The sequence below is a fragment of the Streptomyces sirii genome (assembly GCF_045690365.1).
In the GTDB taxonomy this organism is placed as follows: Bacteria; Actinomycetota; Actinomycetes; order Streptomycetales; family Streptomycetaceae; genus Streptomyces; species Streptomyces sirii.
Genome location: NZ_CP147982.1, coordinates 6,151,115 through 6,169,458, shown reverse-complemented (window position 1 = coordinate 6,169,458; position 18,344 = coordinate 6,151,115). Strand labels below are relative to the sequence as shown.

The window sequence follows — 18,344 nt, the reverse complement described above, 5'->3', positions numbered from 1 at the left end:
GTGGTCAGTCACTCCCCGCGGTCGCGTCGGCCAGAGCACTGGCGCCACCGACGATCTCGCTGATTTCCTGGGTGATTTCGGCCTGTCGGGCCGCGTTGGCAAGCCGCGAGAGCGACTTGATGAGCTCTTCCGCGTTGTCGGTCGCCGACTTCATCGCACGACGCGTGGCGGCGTGCTTGGAGGCGGCGGCCTGCAGAAGCGCGTTGTAGATCCGCGACTCGACGTACCGCGGAAGCAGGGCGTCGAGGACGTCCTCGGCCGACGGCTCGAAGTCGAAGAGCGGAAGGATCTCGCCCTTGGACGACTCCGCCGACTCCGCGGCCGCCTTGTCGAGGGACAGCGGCAGCAGCCGGTCGTCGAGCGCCGTCTGCGTCATCATCGAGACGAACTCGGTGAAGACGATGTGGAGTTCGTCCACGCCGCCCTCGGCGGTGTCCTTCTGGACGGCCTCGATCAGCGGCGCGGCGATCGCCTTGGCGTCCGCGTACGACGGGCTGTCGGTGAAGCCGGTCCACGACTCCACGACCTTGCGCTCGCGGAAGCTGTAGTACGACACCCCCTTGCGCCCGACGATGTACGCGTCGACCTCCTTGCCCTCGGCCTTGAGCCGCTCGGTGAGCTGCTCCGCGGCCTTGATGACGTTGGAGGAGTAGCCGCCGGCCAGACCGCGGTCGCTCGTGATGAGCAGCAGCGCGGCCCGCGACGGCTTCTCCGCCTCGGTCGTCAGCGGGTGCTGGGTGTTCGAGCCCGTGGCAACCGCCGTCACCGCGCGGGTCAGTTCACTCGCGTACGGCGTCGACGCCGCCACCTGGCGCTGCGCCTTGACGACGCGCGAGGCGGCGATCATCTCCATCGCCTTGGTGATCTTCTTGGTCGCGGTGACGGAGCGGATGCGACGCTTGTAGACCCGGAGCTTGGCTCCCATGGATCAGGTCCCTTCCGTCGTCACTTGCTCGTGCCGGCCTGGGCGTCCTCGCCGAGCAGCTTGCCGTCCGAGGTCTCGAACTGCTGCTTGAAGCCCTCGACGGCCTCGGCGATCGCACCGATGGTGTCGTCGGACATCTTGGCGCCCTCGCGGATGCTGGTCAGCAGGTCCTTCTTCTCCCGGTGGAGGTGGTCCAGGAGCTCCCGCTCGAAGCGGCGGATGTCCTCGACCGGCACGTCGTCCATCTTGCCGTTGGTGCCGGCCCAGATGGAGACGACCTGGTCCTCGGTCGCGTACGGGGAGTACTGAGGCTGCTTGAGCAGCTCGGTCATGCGCTTACCGCGCTCCAGCTGCGCCTTGGAGGCCGCGTCCAGGTCGGAACCGAAGGCGGCGAACGCCTCCAGCTCGCGGTACTGGGCGAGGTCCACGCGGAGCCGGCCGGAGACCTGGCGCATGGCCTTGTGCTGGGCGGAACCACCGACACGGGAGACGGAGATACCGACGTTCAGCGCCGGACGCTGGTTGGCGTTGAAGAGGTCCGACTCCAGGAAGCACTGGCCGTCGGTGATGGAGATGACGTTGGTCGGGATGAACGCCGACACGTCGTTCGCCTTGGTCTCGACGATCGGGAGGCCGGTCATCGAGCCGGCGCCCATCTCGTCGGAGAGCTTGGCGCAGCGCTCCAGCAGACGCGAGTGCAGGTAGAAGACGTCGCCCGGGTAGGCCTCACGGCCCGGCGGACGGCGCAGCAGCAGGGACACGGCGCGGTAGGCGTCGGCCTGCTTCGAGAGGTCGTCGAAGATGATCAGGACGTGCTTGCCCTGGTACATCCAGTGCTGGCCGATGGCCGAGCCGGTGTAGGGCGCCAGGTACTTGAAGCCCGCCGGGTCGGACGCCGGGGCGGCGACGATGGTGGTGTACTCCAGGGCGCCGGCCTCCTCCAGCGCACCGCGCACGGACGCGATGGTGGAGCCCTTCTGGCCGATGGCGACGTAGATGCAGCGGACCTGCTTCTTCGGGTCGCCCGAGCGCCAGTTGTCGCGCTGGTTGATGATCGTGTCGACGGCCAGGGCGGTCTTGCCGGTCTGGCGGTCACCAATGATCAGCTGACGCTGGCCGCGGCCGATCGGCACCATCGAGTCGACGGCCTTGTAGCCGGTCTCCATGGGCTCGTGGACCGACTTACGGACCATGACGCCCGGAGCCTGCAGCTCCAGGGCGCGGCGGTCCTCGGACTCGATCTCGCCGAGGCCGTCGATCGGGTTGCCCAGCGGGTCGACGACGCGGCCGAGGTAGCCCTCGCCCACGGCGACCGAGAGCACCTCACCGGTGCGCTGCACCGGCTGGCCCTCCTCGATACCGCTGAACTCGCCGAGGACAACCGCACCGATCTCGCGCTCTTCCAGGTTCAGCGCAAGACCGAGCGTGCCGTCCTCGAACTTCAGCAGCTCGTTCGCCATCGCCGAGGGAAGGCCCTCGACCTTCGCGATGCCGTCTCCGGCCTCGCTTACCGTGCCGACCTCCTCGCGCGAGGCCGCGTCCGGCTTGTACGCCTGGACGAAGTTCTCCAGCGCGTCCCGGATCTCCTCCGGCCGGATCGTGAGCTCCGCCATCTGGGTTCCCTGCTCTCCTTGTTGGGCCCGAAGTTACTTGCGGGGGTCTGGGGGATGTCCCCAGGGGGTTTCCGCCTACGGCCCAACTCGGGCCGCCGTCATGCTTGTGCTGGTCTCCGGGGCTTCTTCCGGACCGCAGCCGGACCTCTCGGTCCGGCCGGCTGGCCCGGCGCCTGGCCGCCGGTTGTGCAGCTCTTGAGTTGGTGGCTGGGTCAGCCGGCCATCCGCCGGGCCGCCTCGTCGAGGCGCTCCGCGATGGTCCCGTTGATGACCTCGTCGCCGATCCGTACCTGCACGCCGCCGAGGACCTCGGGGTCCACGTCGAGGTTCAGGTGGATCTGCCGTCCGTACAGCGAGGACAGGGAGGCGTTCAGCCGCTCCCGCTGCCCGTCGCTGAGGGGCACCGCGGAGGTGACCACCGCGACCATGCGGTCCCGGCGGCTCGCCGCCAGCTTGGAGAGGGCGTCGAGCCCCGCTTCCAGGCTACGGCCCCGCGGCTGTGCGACAAGACGGATCACGATCCGCTCGGTGACCGGGTTGGCCCGGCCGCCCAGCAGCGAATGCAGCAGCTCCGTCTTGGCCGCGACCGTCGCGTTCGGGTCGGTCAGCGCACGACGCAGCTCGCCGTTGGAGCCGACGATCCGGCCGAACCGGAACAGCTCGTCCTCGACGTCGTCGAGCCCGCCGGCCCGCTGGGCCGCGACGAGGTCGGCGCTGAAGGCCAGCTCCTCGAGCGCGTCCGTCAGGTCGCGCGAGCGCGACCAGCGGGAGCGGACCATGCCGGCGACCAGGTCGAGAGCCGGTCCGCCGATCTGGCCGCGGAGCAGCCGTGCGGCCAGTTCGGCCCGCGCCTCGCCGGCCTGCGCCGGGTCGGTCAGGACCCGACGCAGCGACACCTCGCGGTCGAGCAGAGCGGTGACGGCAGCCAGCTCCTCGGCGAGCTTCGCCGCGTCGACGGCAGCGTCGTCCGTCAGCGCGTTGAGCTGCTCGCGTGCGGAGGCGAGTGCCTCGCGGCTCGCTCCGTTCATCGGCCGGCCTCAGCCTTCGTCGTGTCCGTCGCCGCCTGGGCCTCGAGCTCGTCGAGGAAGCGGTCGATGGTCCGGCTCTGCCGGGCGTGGTCCTCGAGGGACTCGCCGACGAGCTTGCCGGCCAGCTCGGTGGCGAGCGTGCCCACGTCCTGACGCAGTGCCTGCGCGGCCGCCTTACGGTCCGCCTCGATCTGGGCGTGACCGGCAGCGATGATCTCCTCACGCTGCCGCTGGCCCTCGGCGCGCATCTCAGCAATGAGAGTCGCACCCTGCTCCTGCGCCTCCTGGCGCAGGCGCGCGGCCTCGTGGCGGGCGTCGGCCAGCTGGGCCCGGTAGTCCGCGAGCACCTGCTGGGCCTCGGCCTGAATCGCCTCGGCGTCATCGATCCGGCCTTCGATCAGCTTCCGACGCTCGTCCAGAACCTTGTTGATGGTCGGGAGGAGCTTCTTGGCCAGGATGCCGAAGACGATGAAGAACGCGATCAGGCCGATGACCAGCTCCGGAATCGGCGGGACCAGGGGGTTCTCGGGAACCTCCGCCGCCATGTTCACCAGGGGCTTCACATCAGTGCCTTCCGTCTAAATGGGTGTCGATGGTTCGTTTACTTGAAAACGAAGCCCATGACGATGCCGATGAGGGCGAGCGCCTCACAGAAGGCGAAACCCATGATCTGGTTGGTGCGGATCAGGCCGGCGGCCTCGGGCTGACGAGCCAGGGCCTGGGTGCCGTTACCGAAGATGATGCCGACGCCGACGCCGGGACCGATCGCGGCGAGGCCGTAGCCGATGGCGCTGGCGCTGCCGGTGAAGGCGGTCGCGGAGGCGAGGTTGACAGTCTCGAGAGCAGCGGACATGCCGTTACTTCCTTCTCATTTCACGGACCGGTGGGGGTTGGCCACCGGACAGCTGTTGGGGCTGGGAGGCGGGGTGCTCAGTGGTGCTCGGCGAGCGCGCCCTGGACGTAGTTGCAGGCCAGGAGGACGAAGACGTACGCCTGGACAGCCTGGATGAAGAGCTCGAAGGCCGTCATCGCGAGGGTCATGGCGAACGAGGCGCCGGCGTAGACGATGCCGATGCCGTTCAGCAGGTACCAGCTGGCGATGGTGAACATCAGGATCAGCAGGTGGCCGGCGAACATGTTCGCGAAGAGCCGGACCGCGTGGGTGAAGGGCCGGATGATCATGTTCGACAGGAACTCGATGACGACGATCAGCGGCAGCACCCAGCCGAGCGACTTGTCATAGCCCGTGATGTTCTTCAGGCCGCCGACGAACCCGTGCTTCTTGAAGGTCAGGTAGACCCACAGGATGTAGACGATCGCGGCGAGGCCGATGGGGAAGGCGATGACCGACGTCACCGGGAACGCCATGACCGGGATGATCGACCACAGGTTCATGATCCACACGAAGAAGAACAGCGAGACCATCAGGGGGACGTACTTCTCGCCCTCCTTCTTGCCCAGCGCGTCATAGACCAGACCGCGGCGCACGAAGTCGTAGCCCGCCTCGCCGATCATCTGGAGCTTTCCGGGCACGACCTTGGCCTTGCCGAATGCGGCCCAGAAGAACCACACCACGACGACCGTGCTGAGCAGAGCCAGCAGCATCGGCTTGTTGAACTCGAAGCCGCCGATCGTGAAGAGGGGTTCGAATACGAACGAATGAAGACCCGGGGCCTCGAAGCCACACCCCGGAATGAGGAGGTGGCACTCCGTGTTGAAGGCGAGCATCGTTTCAGCACTCACCGCGGGCTCCTTCAGCGTGGCGCATGGGTACGGCAACCTCGTTGTGTCGGCGCGGCGTTGAGCCACGGAGCGGCACTGGACTGGTCTTACGGATTTGGGGGCGGCCGGCCGGCGCTGGGCCGGGCCGGATCACAGGCATCGGCCGCGAGAACTGCCCGTTTCCTCGAGTGGAACTCGGGAGCTCAGCCGCCTGCGCCATCTGTGCCGCAGTTGGCACCGGACGATAGCAGGCCCGCATGAGGGCATTTATTTCGGCCCTACGTGTCACGTCGGCGACCCCGCCGTCTCCGCCTTCTTCGTGTCGGCAGAGTCGGGATCCACGTAAAGAACTTTCGCCTTCATATGGCCGCGGGTCTGCGCCGCGATCCACACGAGGGTCGTGCCGAGCAGGGTGAACGCAAATGCCTTGGTGTCGAAGAGGGTTGTGTCCTTGAAGGCGATCAGGAAGACCAGCACGAACAGGATCTGCGTCGTGTAGAGCAGCAGGCCCATCATCTGGAACAGCTGCGGGAGGTTCTTCGCGGTCTTCTGCAGGACAACCAGACCCGCTCCCATGACGAGCATCACCAGCGCGGTGCCGACGACGGCGCCGATCGCTCCCTGCGCGCCTGCGACCACAGCGCTCACGACAATGGCGAGGACGCCGATGGCGAGCGTGGGCACAACGGCGTGAAGGAGTAGTCGGGCGTCATTCGACTGCATGGCGGCGCTCCGGCAAGGGGTGGGGGTGTGTCGTCAGGGACGAGCGTAGACCCGGCCTGAGGCGGAACCTGAGGCCCAAGGACAGTCGCACTACGGTCCTTCGGCTCTGTCGCCGGGTTTCGTGAACGGTATCACAAACTATTTGATGAGGTCTTTACCTGGTTCGTGTGGACCCTGTCACACCTGAGCGTGAACCTGCGCGTTGGTGCACTGACGGCCGGCTTTTTGTCTGGTATGGGGTCAACCGCCCCGGTTTCCGATGCCCGTTCGGGCGACCGGACCGCCGTATCAGCGATGACTCCCCGCCCTCCGGCGGTCCACGAAGCGTGACCGGTCGCCGATCGCGGTGGCCCCGTGGATGCCCGCCGGGACCGGCTCGCGCTCCTCCTCCGGCGCGTCGGCGCTCCCGCCGTCCGCCGCCGCCATCGCCGGTACCGCCGCCGTACGGGTGACCCTGCGGTAGCGGGGCGGAACCATCCACTCCGCCCAGCGCGGCGCCCGCGGGGTGAAGCGCGGCAGCAGAAGCAGCACCAGGCCGACCGCGCTCAGCAGCACGATGCCCAGCACGATCCACATGCTGGCGTTGTTCGCCGAGTACGCGACCGCGCCGAACGCGATCAGCGCCGACCAGAAGTACATGATCAGCACCGCCCGGCTGTGCGAGTGCCCGATCTCCAGCAGCCGGTGGTGCAGATGCCCGCGGTCGGCGGCGAACGGCGACTGGCCCTTCCACGTACGGCGCACGATCGCCAGGATCAGGTCGGCGACCGGCACCGCGATGATCGTCAGCGGCAGCAGCAGCGGGATGTAGACCGGCACCATCGCGTGGGTGGCCTCGCGCAGACCGCCCGCCTTCAGGTTGAGCAGATCCGGGTCGACCTGGCCGGTCACCGAGACCGCGCCGGCCGCCATCACCAGGCCGATCAGCATCGACCCCGAGTCGCCCATGAAGATCCGCGCCGGGTGCATGTTGTGCGGCAGAAAGCCCAGGCACATACCCATCAGAACGACCGAGAACAGCGTTGCGGGCGCGGCCGCCTCGATGCCGTAGCCGAACCACATCCGGTACGCGTACATGAAGAACGCCGCGGCGGCGATGCACACCATGCCCGAGGCCAGGCCGTCCAGGCCGTCCACGAAGTTCACCGCGTTGATGGTGATCACGACCAGCGCGACGGTCAGCAGCGTGCCCTGCATCGGGGTCAGCGAGACCGTGCCGACACCGGGGATCGGGATCCACAGGATCGTCAGACCCTGCAGGACCATCACACCCGCGGCGATCATCTGGCCGCCGAGCTTGACCAGCGCGTCGACGCCCCACTTGTCGTCCAGCACGCCGAGGATCCAGATCAGCGCGGCGCCCGACAGCAGCGCCCGCGGCTCGTTGGAGTTCTCGAAGACGCTCTTGAGGTTGGTCAGGTGCGAGGCGACCAGCAGGCCGGCGCACAGCCCGCCGAACATCGCGATACCGCCGAGCCGCGGTGTCGGCTCGCGGTGCACATCACGCGCGCGGATCTCCGGCATCGCACCGGCCGCGATCGCGAACTTCCGCACCGGCCCGGTCAGCAGGTAGGTCACCGCGGCCGTGACGCACAGCGTCAGCAGGTATTCACGCACGGGCTGCCCCATTGGTATAGCTGGCCATCACAGCCCCACACCTTATGCGTGTCCGCCCCCTGGCCGTGAATACAGGAGAAGACGTCACGCGTCAGCGGACGGTTCCCGCCATCATCCGTGATCCGGATATGGCGGAAAGGCGTGGACCAATGCGACGGTCCCGGAGCGGACCTCGCCGTCCTCCCGCAGCGCCCCCACGATCAGCTCCGCGACCCGCCGCATCTCGGCCTCGCCCATCCCCTGGGTCGTCACCGCGGCGGTGCCCAGCCGCAGCCCGGTCCGGCGTGTCGCGGTCCGGTCGGCGCAGGGCAGCGCGCAGGTGTCCAGCACGATCCCGGCGGCCGCCAGCCGGCCGCGTGCGGTGCGGGCGTCCAGGTCGAGGGGCGTGGTGTCGGCGGTGATCAGATGGGTGTCGGTGCCGCCGGTGGTGATCGCCAGGCCCTGCTCGGCCAGTGCCCCGGCGAGCGCCCGGGCATTGGCGACGACCTGGCGGGCGTACCCGGCGAAGGCGGGCGTGGCGGCCTCCGCGAAGGCGACGGCCTTGGCGGCGATCGCGTTCATCTGCGCACCCCCTTGAGTGAAGGGGAACACCGCGCGGTCGATCCGTTCGGCCAGTTTCGCCCCGCACAGGATCAGCCCGCCGCGCGGCCCGCGCAGCACCTTGTGCGTGGTGCCGCACACCACATGCGCGTACGGGACGGGGCTGGGCGCCGCTCCCCCGGCGATCAGCCCGAGCGGGTGCGCGACATCGGCGATCAGATACGCGCCGGTCTCGTCGGCGATATCGCGGAAGGCGGCGTAGTCGATGTGCCGGGGGTAGGAGATCGAGCCGCAGACGATCGCCTTGGGGCGGCGGGCGCGGGCCAGCTCGCGGATCACGTCGTAGTCCAGCAGCCCGGTCTCCTCGTCGACGCCGTACCCCGCGAAGTCGAACCAGCGGCCGGAGAAGTTGGCCGGCGATCCGTGAGTGAGGTGTCCGCCGTGCGGCAGGGACAGGGCCAGGACGGTGTCTCCCGGGCGCAGCAGGGCGGCGTAGGCGGCCAATACGGCCGAAGACCCGGAGTGTGCCTGGACGTTGGCGTGTTCGGCGCCGAAAAGGGCCTTGGCGCGCTCCACCGCGATCCGCTCGGCGAGGTCGACGATCTCGCAGCCGCCGTGGTGCCGGGCGCCCGGATAGCCCTCGGCGTACTTGTTGCCCAGCGGGGAGCCGAGGGCGGCGAGGACGGCGGGTGAGGTGAAGTTCTCCGCGGCGATCAGCTGCAGCCCGTCGCTCTGCCGGGCGCTCTCGCCGAGCAGTACGCCGGCGATCTCGGGGTCCTGGCTCAGCAGCGCGGCGAAGTCCGGCGCACCGGCCGGGTGGGTGACCCCCTCACGGGCGGCGGCCCGGGCCCGTTCCTCGGCCGCCTCGGCCCCGCCGGCACCGGGGCCGGCTGCGGGCTCGGCGGCCGGCGCACGACCGGCCGGGGACTCGCTGCGGGGTGACGCGGTGGTAGCGGGCATCGCTGGCTCCGGGCCTCGTACGGGGACGTAGTCCCAATGTAGGCGCGGCGCGGCGATCGGGCGCGGTGTGCGGTCCTGTCGGGGAGACCGGGGATCCGGCACCCGCGCCCAGGGCCCTGCTACGCCCGTGCGGGGAGTCCCGTGAGGGCGGTGACGACCGGGTCCAGCGCCTGGTTGATCTCGTCGCCGATGGAGCGGAAGAAGGTGATGGGGGCCCCGTAGGGGTCGTAGACCTCGTCGGACTCCGGGTTGGGCGCCAGCAGCCAGCCGCGCAGCGCGGCGGCGGCACCGACCAGCGCACGGGCCCGCTCGACCAGCCCGCCGTCCGGCAGGTCCGGGTCGGGTTCGGGCAGTGTGGCGGGGTCTATGGCCCGCACCAGCCGGTTGAACTCCTTGAGCGTGAAGGTGCGCAGTCCCGCGGAGTGGCCCATCGAGATCACCTGCGCGCGGTGGTCGCGGGTGGCGGTGAGCACCAGGTCGGCGCGGATGACGTGCTCGTCGAGCAGCTCTCGGCCGATGAAGTCGGCCGGGTCCGCGCCGTAGTCCGACAGCACCGTGGCGGCGTGCGCCTCCATGGGGGCGCCTTCATGCCCCCAGGTGCCGGCGCTCTCGACGACCAGCCCGCCGCAGTGGGGACCGCCCAGGCGCAGTTCCAGGGCATGGCGGTGCAGCCGCTCGGTGATCGGCGAGCGGCAGACGTTGCCGGTGCTGACGTGGAGGATCCGGAAGAGGGGTGCGGGGGGTACCGGGGGATGGGTGTCGCCGCCTGGTCCCGCTATGCCACGCCCCAGGGGCGCCATCAATTGGCCACCTCGAGCTCGGGTACCACCTTGCGCAGCTCGTCCGCGCTGATCGCGCCCTCGCGCAGCAGCACCGGGACCTTGCCGGTGACATCGACGATCGAGGACGGTACGGCGGCGGGCGTGGGGCCGCCGTCGAGGTAGACGGAGACCGAGTCGCCCAGCATCTCCTGTGCGGCGTCGCAGTCCTGCGGGGACGGGTGGCCGGTGAGGTTGGCGCTGGAGACGGCCATCGGGCCGAATTCGGTGAGCAGCTCGATCGCGACGGGGTGCAGCGGCATCCGCACCGCGACCGTGCCCCGGGTCTCGCCCAGGTCCCAGGTCAGCGACGGCTGGTGCCGGGCGACGAGGGTGAGCGCGCCGGGCCAGAAGGCGTCGACCAGCTCCCAGGCCTGCTCGGAGAAGTCGGTGACCAGCCCGTGCAGGGTGTTGGGGGACCCGACGAGGACCGGGGAGGGCATTCCGCGGCCGCGGCCCTTGGCCTCCAGCAGGTCGCCGACGGCCTCCGCGCTGAAGGCGTCCGCGCCGACCCCGTACACGGTGTCGGTCGGCAGCACGACCAGCTCACCGCGGCGGACGGCCGAGGCGGCTTCGCGCAGACCGGTCGCGCGGTCCGTGGCGTCGCTGCAGTCGTATCGCCGTGCCATTACGGGACCTCCTCGTGCGGAACGAATACATCGGATGCATCGGCTGCATCGGGCGTCAAGGCGGGATGCGTCATGGCGTCGCCCGGCGTGCGGTGGCGAAGCGGGGCCTGTTGTTGAGATCGGGGTGGTCGGCCGCGTCCGCCCACCCCTTCTCCTCGGTGAAGATCCACGGCACTTGTCCGCCCTGGGTGTCGGCGTGCTCGATGACGACCAGGCCACCGGGCCGCAGCAGGCGGTGTGCGGTCCGCTCGATGCCACGGATGGTGTCCAGGCCGTCCTGGCCCGAGAACAGCGCCAGCTCCGGGTCGTGGTCGCGGGCCTCGGGGGCGACGTACTCCCACTCGGTCAGCGGGATGTACGGCGGGTTGGAGACGACCAGGTCGACCTGCCCGTCCAGTTCGGGAAGCGCGGTCAGCGCGTCACCGTGATGGAGAACGACGCGGGACCCCTCGACGTTCTTGCGGGCGTACTCCAGGGCCTCTTCGGACAGCTCCACGGCGTGCACCCGCGAGCGCGGCACCTCCTGCGCCAGCGCCAGGGCGATCGCCCCGGAGCCGGTGCACAGGTCGACGATGAGCGGCTCGACGACGTCCATGGCCCGTACGGCGTCTATCGCCCAGCCGACCACCGACTCGGTCTCCGGCCGGGGCACGAACACCCCCGGCCCGACGTGGAGTTCGAGGTAGCGGAAGAAGGCCCGGCCGGTGATGTGCTGGAGCGGCTCACGCGCCTCGCGGCGGGCGATCGCCTCCCAGTAGCGGGCGTCGAAGTCCGCGTCGGGGACGGTGTGCAGCTGGCTCCGCTTGACGCCGTGCACATGCGCGGCGAGCTCCTCGGCGTCGAAGCGCGGCGAGGGCACGCCGGCGTCGGCCAGCCGCTGGGTGGCCTGCGCCACCTCTGCGAGCAGCAGAGACCGGGGGCTCGGCCCGCGGCGGGGCCGCTGGGGGTCGCTGTGCCCCCCGGGGGATTGCTGCACTGGGGTCCTCCAGCCGGTTCGTGCAGGGTCTTACGGGTCGTGCCGCCTTACTGGGCGGCGGCGAGCTTGGCAGCCGAGTCGGCGTCGACGCACGCCTGGATGACCGGGTCGAGTTCGCCGTCGAGCACCTGGTCCAAGTTGTACGCCTTGAAGCCGACGCGGTGGTCCGAGATGCGGTTTTCCGGGAAGTTGTACGTGCGGATGCGCTCGGAGCGGTCGACCGTGCGGACCTGGCTGCGCCGGGCGTCGGACGCCTCGCGCTCGGCCTCTTCCTGGGCGGCGGCCAGCAGCCGGGAGCGCAGGATGCGCATCGCCTGCTCCTTGTTCTGCAGCTGGCTCTTCTCGTTCTGGCAGGAGACGACGATGCCGGTGGGCAGGTGGGTGATGCGCACCGCGGAGTCGGTGGTGTTGACGGACTGGCCGCCGGGGCCCGAGGAGCGGTAGACGTCGATCCGCAGGTCATTGGCGACGATCTCGACCTCGACCTCCTCGGCCTCGGGCGTGACCAGCACGCCGGCGGCGGAGGTGTGGATCCGGCCCTGCGACTCGGTGGCGGGCACCCGCTGGACGCGGTGCACCCCGCCCTCGTACTTCAGCCGCGCCCAGACGCCCTGTCCGGGCTCGGTGGCACCGCCGCCGCCCTTGGTCTTCACGGCGACCTGGACGTCCTTGTAGCCGCCGAGGTCGGACTCGTTGGCGTCGAGGATCTCGGTCTTCCAGCCGACCCGCTCGGCGTAGCGCAGGTACATCCGCAGCAGGTCGCCGGCGAACAGCGCGGACTCCTCGCCGCCCTCGCCCGCCTTGACCTCGAGGATGACGTCCTTGTCGTCGCTGGGGTCGCGCGGGACGAGCAGCAGCCGCAGCTTCTCGGTCAGCTCCTCGCGCCGGGCGTCGAGCTCCTTGACCTCGTCGGCGAAGTCCGGGTCTTCCGCGGCGAGTTCGCGCGCGGTGTCGATGTCCTCGCCGGTCTGCTTCCAGTCGCGGTACGTCGCGATGATCGGGGTGAGTTCGGCGTAGCGCTTGTTGAGCCGCATGGCCTCGCGCTGGTCGGCGTGGACCGCGGGGTCGGCCAGCCGCTTTTCGAGATCGGCGTGCTCACCGATCAGTTCTTCGACCGCCTCGAACATCGTGGGTTCCTCTGCTGGCTGGTGGCTGTGTCTCCCGGGGACTGCTTCTGCGGCTTCGCCGCGCCGCCCCGGACCCCCGGCCGGACGGCTGGGACGACGAAACAAAGACGCCGGTCCGGTCACCCCAGGACAGGGGCGACCGGAAACCGGCGCCTTGTGAGTCGCTACTTCTTGGCAGCGGCGGCCTTGCCGAAGCGGGCCTCGAAGCGGGCCACGCGACCGCCCGTGTCCATGATCTTCTGCTTGCCGGTGTAGAACGGGTGGCACTCGGAGCAGACGTCGGCGCGGATGCTGCCGCCGCCAACGGTGCTACGGGTGGTGAAGGACGCGCCACAGGTGCAGCTGACCTGGGTCTCGACGTACTCCGGGTGGATGTCGCGCTTCAAGGGATTCTCCTAGGTTCGGGAGTGCACCGGGTCGTGTCGCGGATTACGTCACGTGAACCGGGGCCGACGGTCCAGTCTGCCAGGACTAGCCGTATCTCCCAAAACCGGGGTACGTGCCCGGCTATTCCCCGGCCGGTTCCCGGGCCCGGCGGACCCCCGCGACGGGCTCGTGCGGCTACTTCACGTAGCTGTCCGTGCCGCCCTTGTCGCCGGCCGAGCCCTTGATCGCGGACTTGGGGATGTCCCGGTCCAGCCGCAGCGCGTCCCAGACCTGCTTGCCCTGCTTGGTCAGCGGCACCACGCGGTCGGGGTTGGCGGTGTCGTACGTGACCGGCAGCGTCACCATGTCGATGCTCTGCGACCCGATGGCGCCCAGGCTCTTGGCCAGCCCGGTCAGCTCGCCGACGGAGTTGAGGTCGGTGTCGGTGGTGATGGCCTTGGTGGCCGTGTCGGCGACGTCGTAGAGCTTGGCGGGGTTGGTGAGCAGGCCGACGCTCTTGACCTGGTTCATCAGGGCCTTGATGAACGTCTGCTGCAGCTGGATGCGGCCCAGGTCGCTGCCGTCGCCGCCGGGCACGCCGTGCCGGGTGCGGACCAGGCCGAGCGACTGCTCGCCGTCGAGTGTGTGCTTGCCGGGCTTCAGATGCAGATGGCTGTTGCCGTCGTCGATCGCCTTGCTGGTGGTGATGTCCACCCCACCCAGCGCGTCGATGAGCTTCTTGAAGCCGGTGAAGTCGACCTCGATGAAGTGGTCCATCCGGATCCCGCTGATCGACTCGACGGTCTTGACGGCGCAGGCCGGGCCGCCGACCTCGAACGCGGTGTTGAACATCGCCCGCTGCTCGCCGGGGACGGTCTTGCCGTCCTTGGTACTGCACTGGGGCCGCTCGATCAGGGTGTCGCGGGGGATGCTGACGACGCTGGCCTTCTTGTGGCCCTTGTAGACGTGCACGACCATCGCGGTGTCGGAGCGGGCGCCGCCCTCGTCCCGGCCGTAGTCGCCGTTCTCGCCGGCCCGTGAGTCGGACCCCATGACGAGGATGTCCATCGATCCGTCGTCGACGTTCTTGGGCCGGTCGTGGCCCAGGGCGGCGTTGATGTCGACGCCCTTGAGGTTGCCGTTGAGCTTGAAGTAGACGTATCCGAGTCCGGCGCCACCGAGCAGTACGGCGCTGACCACCGCGCACAGCGAGATGGTCAGTACCCGGCGGCGCCGGCTGGGCGCCTTGCGCCGGCGGCCCGTGGCACGTATGCCGCGAGCTCGGCTTTCGGCCGTCGCGGTCCCGCTGCTGTCCGCCATCTGCTCCTCAGTCCTTGGTCGCTCGGCTACCCCTCGCCGCCGCCGTGCTGCGTGCTGTCACGGCCCGTTGCTCCTTGTCAGACGGGAGGTCGACGGGAAGGGTTGCACAGCGTTCGGTGAGCGATTTCTTAGAAATTCGCCGAGGTGCTCATGGACGGGGCGCGCGGGCCGCCCCTCTCACCTGGCCTTTCGTCCTGTTTTCGGCCATGGCTGAAACGTTGCCTCGGAAGCGGATCTGTGCCGAAGGTCTCAGATGGGGCCTTCGCCCGGACCTCCGGAAGCGGCGCGGCTCACAGATCACCGGCTCCGGCGCACGCCGTACGGGGCACTCAGCACACAGCCCCCCTCACCCGTACGGGCGAGGGGGGCTGTGGCGCAGGCGCCAGGGCGTCAGTCGTTGCCGTTGCCCGCGGTCGGCGTCGTCTTCTGGATCTGCAGCAGGAACTCCGCGTTGGACTTGGTCTGCTTCATCTTGTCCAGCAGCAGCTCGATCGCCTGCTGCTGGTCCAGGGCGTGCAGCACCCGGCGCAGCTTCCAGACGATGGCCAGCTCGTCGCTGCCCATCAGGATCTCTTCCTTACGGGTACCGGACGCGTCCACGTCCACCGCCGGGAAGATCCGCTTGTCGGCGAGCTTGCGGTCGAGCTTGAGCTCCAGGTTGCCGGTGCCCTTGAACTCCTCGAAGATCACCTCGTCCATCCGCGAGCCGGTGTCGACCAGCGCGGTGGCCAGGATGGTCAGCGAACCGCCGTCTTCGATGTTGCGCGCGGCACCGAAGAAGCGCTTCGGCGGGTAGAGCGCGGTCGAGTCGACACCACCGGACAGGATGCGGCCGGAGGCCGGGGCGGCGAGGTTGTACGCACGGCCCAGACGGGTGATCGAGTCCAGCAGCACGACCACGTCGTGACCCAGCTCCACCAGACGCTTGGCACGCTCGATGGCGAGCTCGGCGACGGTGGTGTGGTCCTCGGCCGGGCGGTCGAAGGTCGAGGAGATGACCTCGCCCTTGACCGACCGCTGCATGTCGGTGACCTCTTCGGGACGCTCGTCGACGAGGACGACCATCAGGTGGCACTCGGGGTTGTTGCGGGTGATCGCATTCGCAATCGCCTGCATGATCATGGTCTTGCCGGTCTTCGGCGGCGCCACGATCAGACCGCGCTGGCCCTTGCCGATCGGCGAGACCAGATCGATGATCCGGGTCGTCAGCGCGCCGGCCTCACCCTCCAGGCGCAGTCGCTCCTGCGGGTAAAGGGGCGTCAGCTTCCCGAACTCCGGCCGCCCACGGCCCTGTTCGGGCGCCACGCTGTTGACCGTGTCGAGCCGGACCAGCGCGTTGAACTTCTCGCGCCGCTCGCCGTCCTTGGGCTGGCGGACCGCGCCGGTGACGTGGTCGCCCTTGCGCAGGCCGTTCTTGCGGACCTGGGCGAGCGAGACGTAGACGTCGTTCGGGCCGGGGAGGTAGCCGGAGGTCCGGATGAACGCGTAGTTGTCGAGGATGTCCAGGATGCCCGCGACCGGGATCAGGACGTCGTCCTCGGCCACCTGCGGCTCGTTGCCGAAGTCCTCGCGGCCACCACGGCGGCCACGGCGGTCGCGGTAGCGGCCGCGACGGCCACGGCGGCCGCCCTCGAAGTCGTCGTCGTCATCCCGGCGGTCCCGCTGGCGCTGGGCGCCCTGACCGCCCTGGCCGCCGTCGCCGGCGTCGCCCTTGCGGCCGCGGTCGCCACGGTCGCCCCGGTCGCCCCGGTCGCTACGGTCGCCGCGGTCGCTACGGTCGCCGCGGTCGCGCTGGCGCCGCTCGCCGCGCTCGCCCTTCTGCCCGCGCTCCTGGCGGTCGCCCTTGCCGGGCCGGCCCTCGCCGGTCTCCTGCGGGGCCACCGCGGTCTCGGTCTTGGCGTCCGCCTTGAGCTCGGTCTTCACCTCGACCTTGGTGTCGGTCTTGACGTCGCCCGTGGTCTCCGGGCTGCCCGCGGCGGCGGTCGCCCGGCGCCGGCGGCGCTCACCGGCCGGCTGCTCGTCGCTGACCGGCTGGCCCGGGATGTCGATCTGCTGCTGGGCGCCGGCCTTGTCCGCGGCCTTGTCGGCCTTGGCGCCCCGCTCGGCCTTGTCCGCCTTGGCGGCGGGCTCCGCGCCGTCGTCGCCGGTGCGGGCCTTGGAGGTCGTACGGCGCTTGGGCTTGGTCTCGGTGTCGGCAGGTGCGTCGGCCTTGGCAGCGGTGCCCGAGCCCGAGGCCTGCCTCTCCTTGATGACCTCGATCAGCTGGCTCTTGCGCATCCGCGCGGTGCCCTTGATACCGAGGCCGGAGGCGACCTGCTGCAGCTCTGCCAGGACCATGCCGTCAAGGCCGGTGCCGGAACGGCGGCGCCGCGTGGTGGCAGGCGCGGCGGGAGCGTCCGTGGCGGGCGTGGTGGCACTGCCATCGGTGCGCGCGCCCATCAGATCGGTGGTGTCGCTCACGAAGGGTCCTTCCCTGGAGCGGGCGTCGGCCTGTCTGGCTCGGCGACCGGTTGTGCTGTCCGGCTGGGTCCTTGGTCTTGTGGACTGGGCCGGGGCGGTGGTCCCGCCGGAAGTGGCGGAGAAATCAATTCACTGGTTCCGGCGCGATGAGATGCAGAGTGACTCATGTCGTCACGCCGATTCCGGAGCATGCTCGCTTCTGCTCAGGCAACTGCTCCAAGCAGTTTGGGAGGCTCCCGGAAGAAAGGTGGTCCCGAATGGGGACACGAAGCACAGCGCCACTGCGGCGTCTCGTACTCACTTGAGGTTAACACTACCGGATCCAACAAACATTCCCCCTCTCAAAGACCGGCAATCGTCGATCACCCGTGTGATCACCCGGCGAGCGGCAGCACACAGGCCCCTGCCGCATCGAGGGCCAGCCGGTTGGCCGCCCACCCCTCACCCGCCAGCGCCGCGACCTTCTCGGCCGCCGCGGCCTCGACCAGCGCGAGCACCGTGGGGCCCGCACCGGACACGACTGCAGGGACGCCGTCCGCGCGCAGTCGGTTCACCAGGGCCACGCTCTCCGGCATCGCGGGGGCGCGGTACTCCTGGTGGAGTCGGTCCTCGGTCGCGGCCAGCAGCAGCTCGGGGCGCCTGGTCAGGGCCTCGACGAGCAGTGCGGCGCGGCCGGCGTTCGCCGCGGCGTCCACATGCGGGACGGTGCGCGGCAGCAGTCCGCGGGCGGTCTCGGTGAGCACCGGTTTCCCGGGCACGAAGACCACCGGAACGATGGAATCGACGGGATCCATCCGGATCGCCCGCGCGGTTCCGGTGTCCATCCAGGCGAGCGTGAAGCCGCCCAGCAGGCATGCGGCGACGTTGTCGGGGTGGCCCTCGATCTCGGTGGCCAGCTCCAGCAGCGCGGTGTCGTCGAGCTTCTGCTCGCCGCCTATGGTCACCGCGCGGGCGGCGACGATGCCCGCGCAGATGGCGGCCGAGGAGGAGCCCAGGCCGCGGCCGTGCGGGATGCGGTTGGCGCAGACGATTTCCAGGCCGCGCGGCTGGCCGCCGAGCAGCTCGAAGGCGGTGCGCATCGACCGTACGAGCAGGTGGCTCTCGTCACGCGGCAGGGTGTCGGCGCCCTCACCTGCGATGTCGATGTGCAGCCCGGAGTCGGCCACCCGCACCACGACATCGTCGTACAGGCCCAGGGAAAGACCCAGGGCATCGAAGCCGGGACCGAGATTGGCGCTGGTAGCGGGGGTGCGCACCCGGACGGCGGCGGCGCGGAACGCGGGACCGGCCATCGCTCGATGACTCTCCTTGATTGATGCTGCGGTACTGCCCCGGAGCGCCGCGGCACCGAGGTGCCCGGCCGGCTCGTGGGGTCTGTTCTGACCTGCCCTGAACACCACTGCGTTATGCCGTGGGGAGGGGAGTTGGCTGCCAGCCTATCGAAGGAAGGTTCTGTCGCGACATAGGGCGCACAGGAGGCGCACGATGCGTGTCGCGCGCCTTCCTGCGCCCCGGCACGG

Annotated in this window: 17 protein-coding genes; all 17 read right to left on the bottom strand. The window is 69.8% G+C overall.

Annotation, left to right across the window (positions count from 1 at the left end):
- Positions 1–4 precede the first annotated feature (4 nt).
- Positions 5–925, bottom strand: coding sequence for a F0F1 ATP synthase subunit gamma (locus WAB15_RS27930; RefSeq protein WP_399149574.1), 921 nt, complete (start codon positions 923–925; stop codon positions 5–7).
- Positions 926–945: 20 nt separating this feature from the next.
- Entirely contained in the window at positions 946–2,538 is a 1,593-nt protein-coding gene (atpA, locus tag WAB15_RS27925; protein ID WP_399149573.1) for a F0F1 ATP synthase subunit alpha, read from the bottom strand.
- A gap of 212 nt (positions 2,539–2,750) precedes the next feature.
- Positions 2,751–3,566, bottom strand: a complete 816-nt coding sequence (locus WAB15_RS27920) for a F0F1 ATP synthase subunit delta (protein WP_399149572.1) — start codon at positions 3,564–3,566, stop codon at positions 2,751–2,753.
- Positions 3,563–4,111, bottom strand: coding sequence for a F0F1 ATP synthase subunit B (locus WAB15_RS27915; protein ID WP_399149571.1), 549 nt, complete (start codon positions 4,109–4,111; stop codon positions 3,563–3,565). The genes WAB15_RS27920 and WAB15_RS27915 overlap by 4 nt, the downstream gene beginning before the upstream one ends.
- 56 nt (positions 4,112–4,167) lie before the next feature.
- Positions 4,168–4,419: an ATP synthase F0 subunit C gene (gene atpE, locus WAB15_RS27910; protein WP_030414140.1), complete on the bottom strand. Its 252-nt coding sequence runs from the start codon at positions 4,417–4,419 to the stop codon at positions 4,168–4,170.
- Between the two features lie 77 nt (positions 4,420–4,496).
- Complete coding sequence (gene atpB, locus WAB15_RS27905; RefSeq protein ID WP_384434221.1) at positions 4,497–5,294, bottom strand: F0F1 ATP synthase subunit A; 798 nt, start codon at positions 5,292–5,294, stop codon at positions 4,497–4,499.
- Positions 5,295–5,573: 279 nt separating this feature from the next.
- Positions 5,574–6,011, bottom strand: coding sequence for a hypothetical protein (locus tag WAB15_RS27900; protein ID WP_399149570.1), 438 nt, complete (start codon positions 6,009–6,011; stop codon positions 5,574–5,576).
- A 288-nt stretch (positions 6,012–6,299) separates the two neighbouring features.
- Positions 6,300–7,640, bottom strand: a complete 1,341-nt coding sequence (locus WAB15_RS27895) for an MraY family glycosyltransferase (RefSeq protein ID WP_407287918.1) — start codon at positions 7,638–7,640, stop codon at positions 6,300–6,302.
- Positions 7,641–7,739: 99 nt separating this feature from the next.
- Complete coding sequence (glyA, locus tag WAB15_RS27890) at positions 7,740–9,128, bottom strand: serine hydroxymethyltransferase (RefSeq protein ID WP_399149568.1); 1,389 nt, start codon at positions 9,126–9,128, stop codon at positions 7,740–7,742.
- A gap of 119 nt (positions 9,129–9,247) precedes the next feature.
- On the bottom strand, positions 9,248–9,931 hold the full coding sequence (locus WAB15_RS27885) for a protein-tyrosine-phosphatase (RefSeq protein WP_407287917.1): 684 nt from the start codon (positions 9,929–9,931) through the stop codon (positions 9,248–9,250).
- Complete coding sequence (locus WAB15_RS27880; protein ID WP_399149566.1) at positions 9,928–10,575, bottom strand: L-threonylcarbamoyladenylate synthase; 648 nt, start codon at positions 10,573–10,575, stop codon at positions 9,928–9,930. Before WAB15_RS27880 ends, WAB15_RS27885 begins: the two co-directional genes overlap by 4 nt.
- Before the next feature lie 70 nt (positions 10,576–10,645).
- Positions 10,646–11,485 carry a peptide chain release factor N(5)-glutamine methyltransferase gene (gene prmC / locus WAB15_RS27875; protein WP_393493567.1) on the bottom strand — a complete coding sequence of 280 codons (840 nt, stop codon included), beginning with the start codon at positions 11,483–11,485 and terminating at the stop codon, positions 10,646–10,648.
- Between the two features lie 113 nt (positions 11,486–11,598).
- On the bottom strand, positions 11,599–12,678 hold the full coding sequence (gene prfA / locus WAB15_RS27870) for a peptide chain release factor 1 (RefSeq protein WP_399149565.1): 1,080 nt from the start codon (positions 12,676–12,678) through the stop codon (positions 11,599–11,601).
- A 164-nt stretch (positions 12,679–12,842) separates the two neighbouring features.
- Entirely contained in the window at positions 12,843–13,064 is a 222-nt protein-coding gene (gene rpmE, locus WAB15_RS27865; protein ID WP_399149564.1) for a 50S ribosomal protein L31, read from the bottom strand.
- A gap of 175 nt (positions 13,065–13,239) precedes the next feature.
- Entirely contained in the window at positions 13,240–14,364 is a 1,125-nt protein-coding gene (locus WAB15_RS27860) for an LCP family protein (RefSeq protein ID WP_407287916.1), read from the bottom strand.
- A gap of 390 nt (positions 14,365–14,754) precedes the next feature.
- The gene (gene rho / locus WAB15_RS27855; protein WP_407287915.1) at positions 14,755–16,824 is read right to left on the bottom strand and encodes a transcription termination factor Rho; all 2,070 of its coding nucleotides are present in this window, start codon (positions 16,822–16,824) and stop codon (positions 14,755–14,757) included.
- Between the two features lie 374 nt (positions 16,825–17,198).
- Positions 17,199–18,116 carry a homoserine kinase gene (gene thrB / locus WAB15_RS27850; RefSeq protein ID WP_399149561.1) on the bottom strand — a complete coding sequence of 306 codons (918 nt, stop codon included), beginning with the start codon at positions 18,114–18,116 and terminating at the stop codon, positions 17,199–17,201.
- Between the last annotated feature and the right edge of the window lie 228 nt (positions 18,117–18,344).

What these genes read in the sequence shown, in the direction of transcription:
- WAB15_RS27930 (WP_399149574.1), bottom strand. Translation starts at nt 925, where the DNA reads ATGGGAGCCAAGCTCCGGGTCTACAAGCGTCGCATCCGCTCCGTCACC.
- atpA (WP_399149573.1), bottom strand. Translation starts at nt 2,538, where the DNA reads ATGGCGGAGCTCACGATCCGGCCGGAGGAGATCCGGGACGCGCTGGAG.
- WAB15_RS27920 (WP_399149572.1), bottom strand. Translation starts at nt 3,566, where the DNA reads ATGAACGGAGCGAGCCGCGAGGCACTCGCCTCCGCACGCGAGCAGCTC.
- WAB15_RS27915 (WP_399149571.1), bottom strand. Translation starts at nt 4,111, where the DNA reads ATGGCGGCGGAGGTTCCCGAGAACCCCCTGGTCCCGCCGATTCCGGAG.
- atpE (WP_030414140.1), bottom strand. Translation starts at nt 4,419, where the DNA reads ATGTCCGCTGCTCTCGAGACTGTCAACCTCGCCTCCGCGACCGCCTTC.
- atpB (WP_384434221.1), bottom strand. Translation starts at nt 5,294, where the DNA reads ATGCTCGCCTTCAACACGGAGTGCCACCTCCTCATTCCGGGGTGTGGC.
- WAB15_RS27900 (WP_399149570.1), bottom strand. Translation starts at nt 6,011, where the DNA reads ATGCAGTCGAATGACGCCCGACTACTCCTTCACGCCGTTGTGCCCACG.
- WAB15_RS27895 (WP_407287918.1), bottom strand. Translation starts at nt 7,640, where the DNA reads ATGGGGCAGCCCGTGCGTGAATACCTGCTGACGCTGTGCGTCACGGCC.
- glyA (WP_399149568.1), bottom strand. Translation starts at nt 9,128, where the DNA reads ATGCCCGCTACCACCGCGTCACCCCGCAGCGAGTCCCCGGCCGGTCGT.
- WAB15_RS27880 (WP_399149566.1), bottom strand. Translation starts at nt 10,575, where the DNA reads ATGGCACGGCGATACGACTGCAGCGACGCCACGGACCGCGCGACCGGT.
- prfA (WP_399149565.1), bottom strand. Translation starts at nt 12,678, where the DNA reads ATGTTCGAGGCGGTCGAAGAACTGATCGGTGAGCACGCCGATCTCGAA.
- WAB15_RS27860 (WP_407287916.1), bottom strand. Translation starts at nt 14,364, where the DNA reads ATGGCGGACAGCAGCGGGACCGCGACGGCCGAAAGCCGAGCTCGCGGC.
- thrB (WP_399149561.1), bottom strand. Translation starts at nt 18,116, where the DNA reads ATGGCCGGTCCCGCGTTCCGCGCCGCCGCCGTCCGGGTGCGCACCCCC.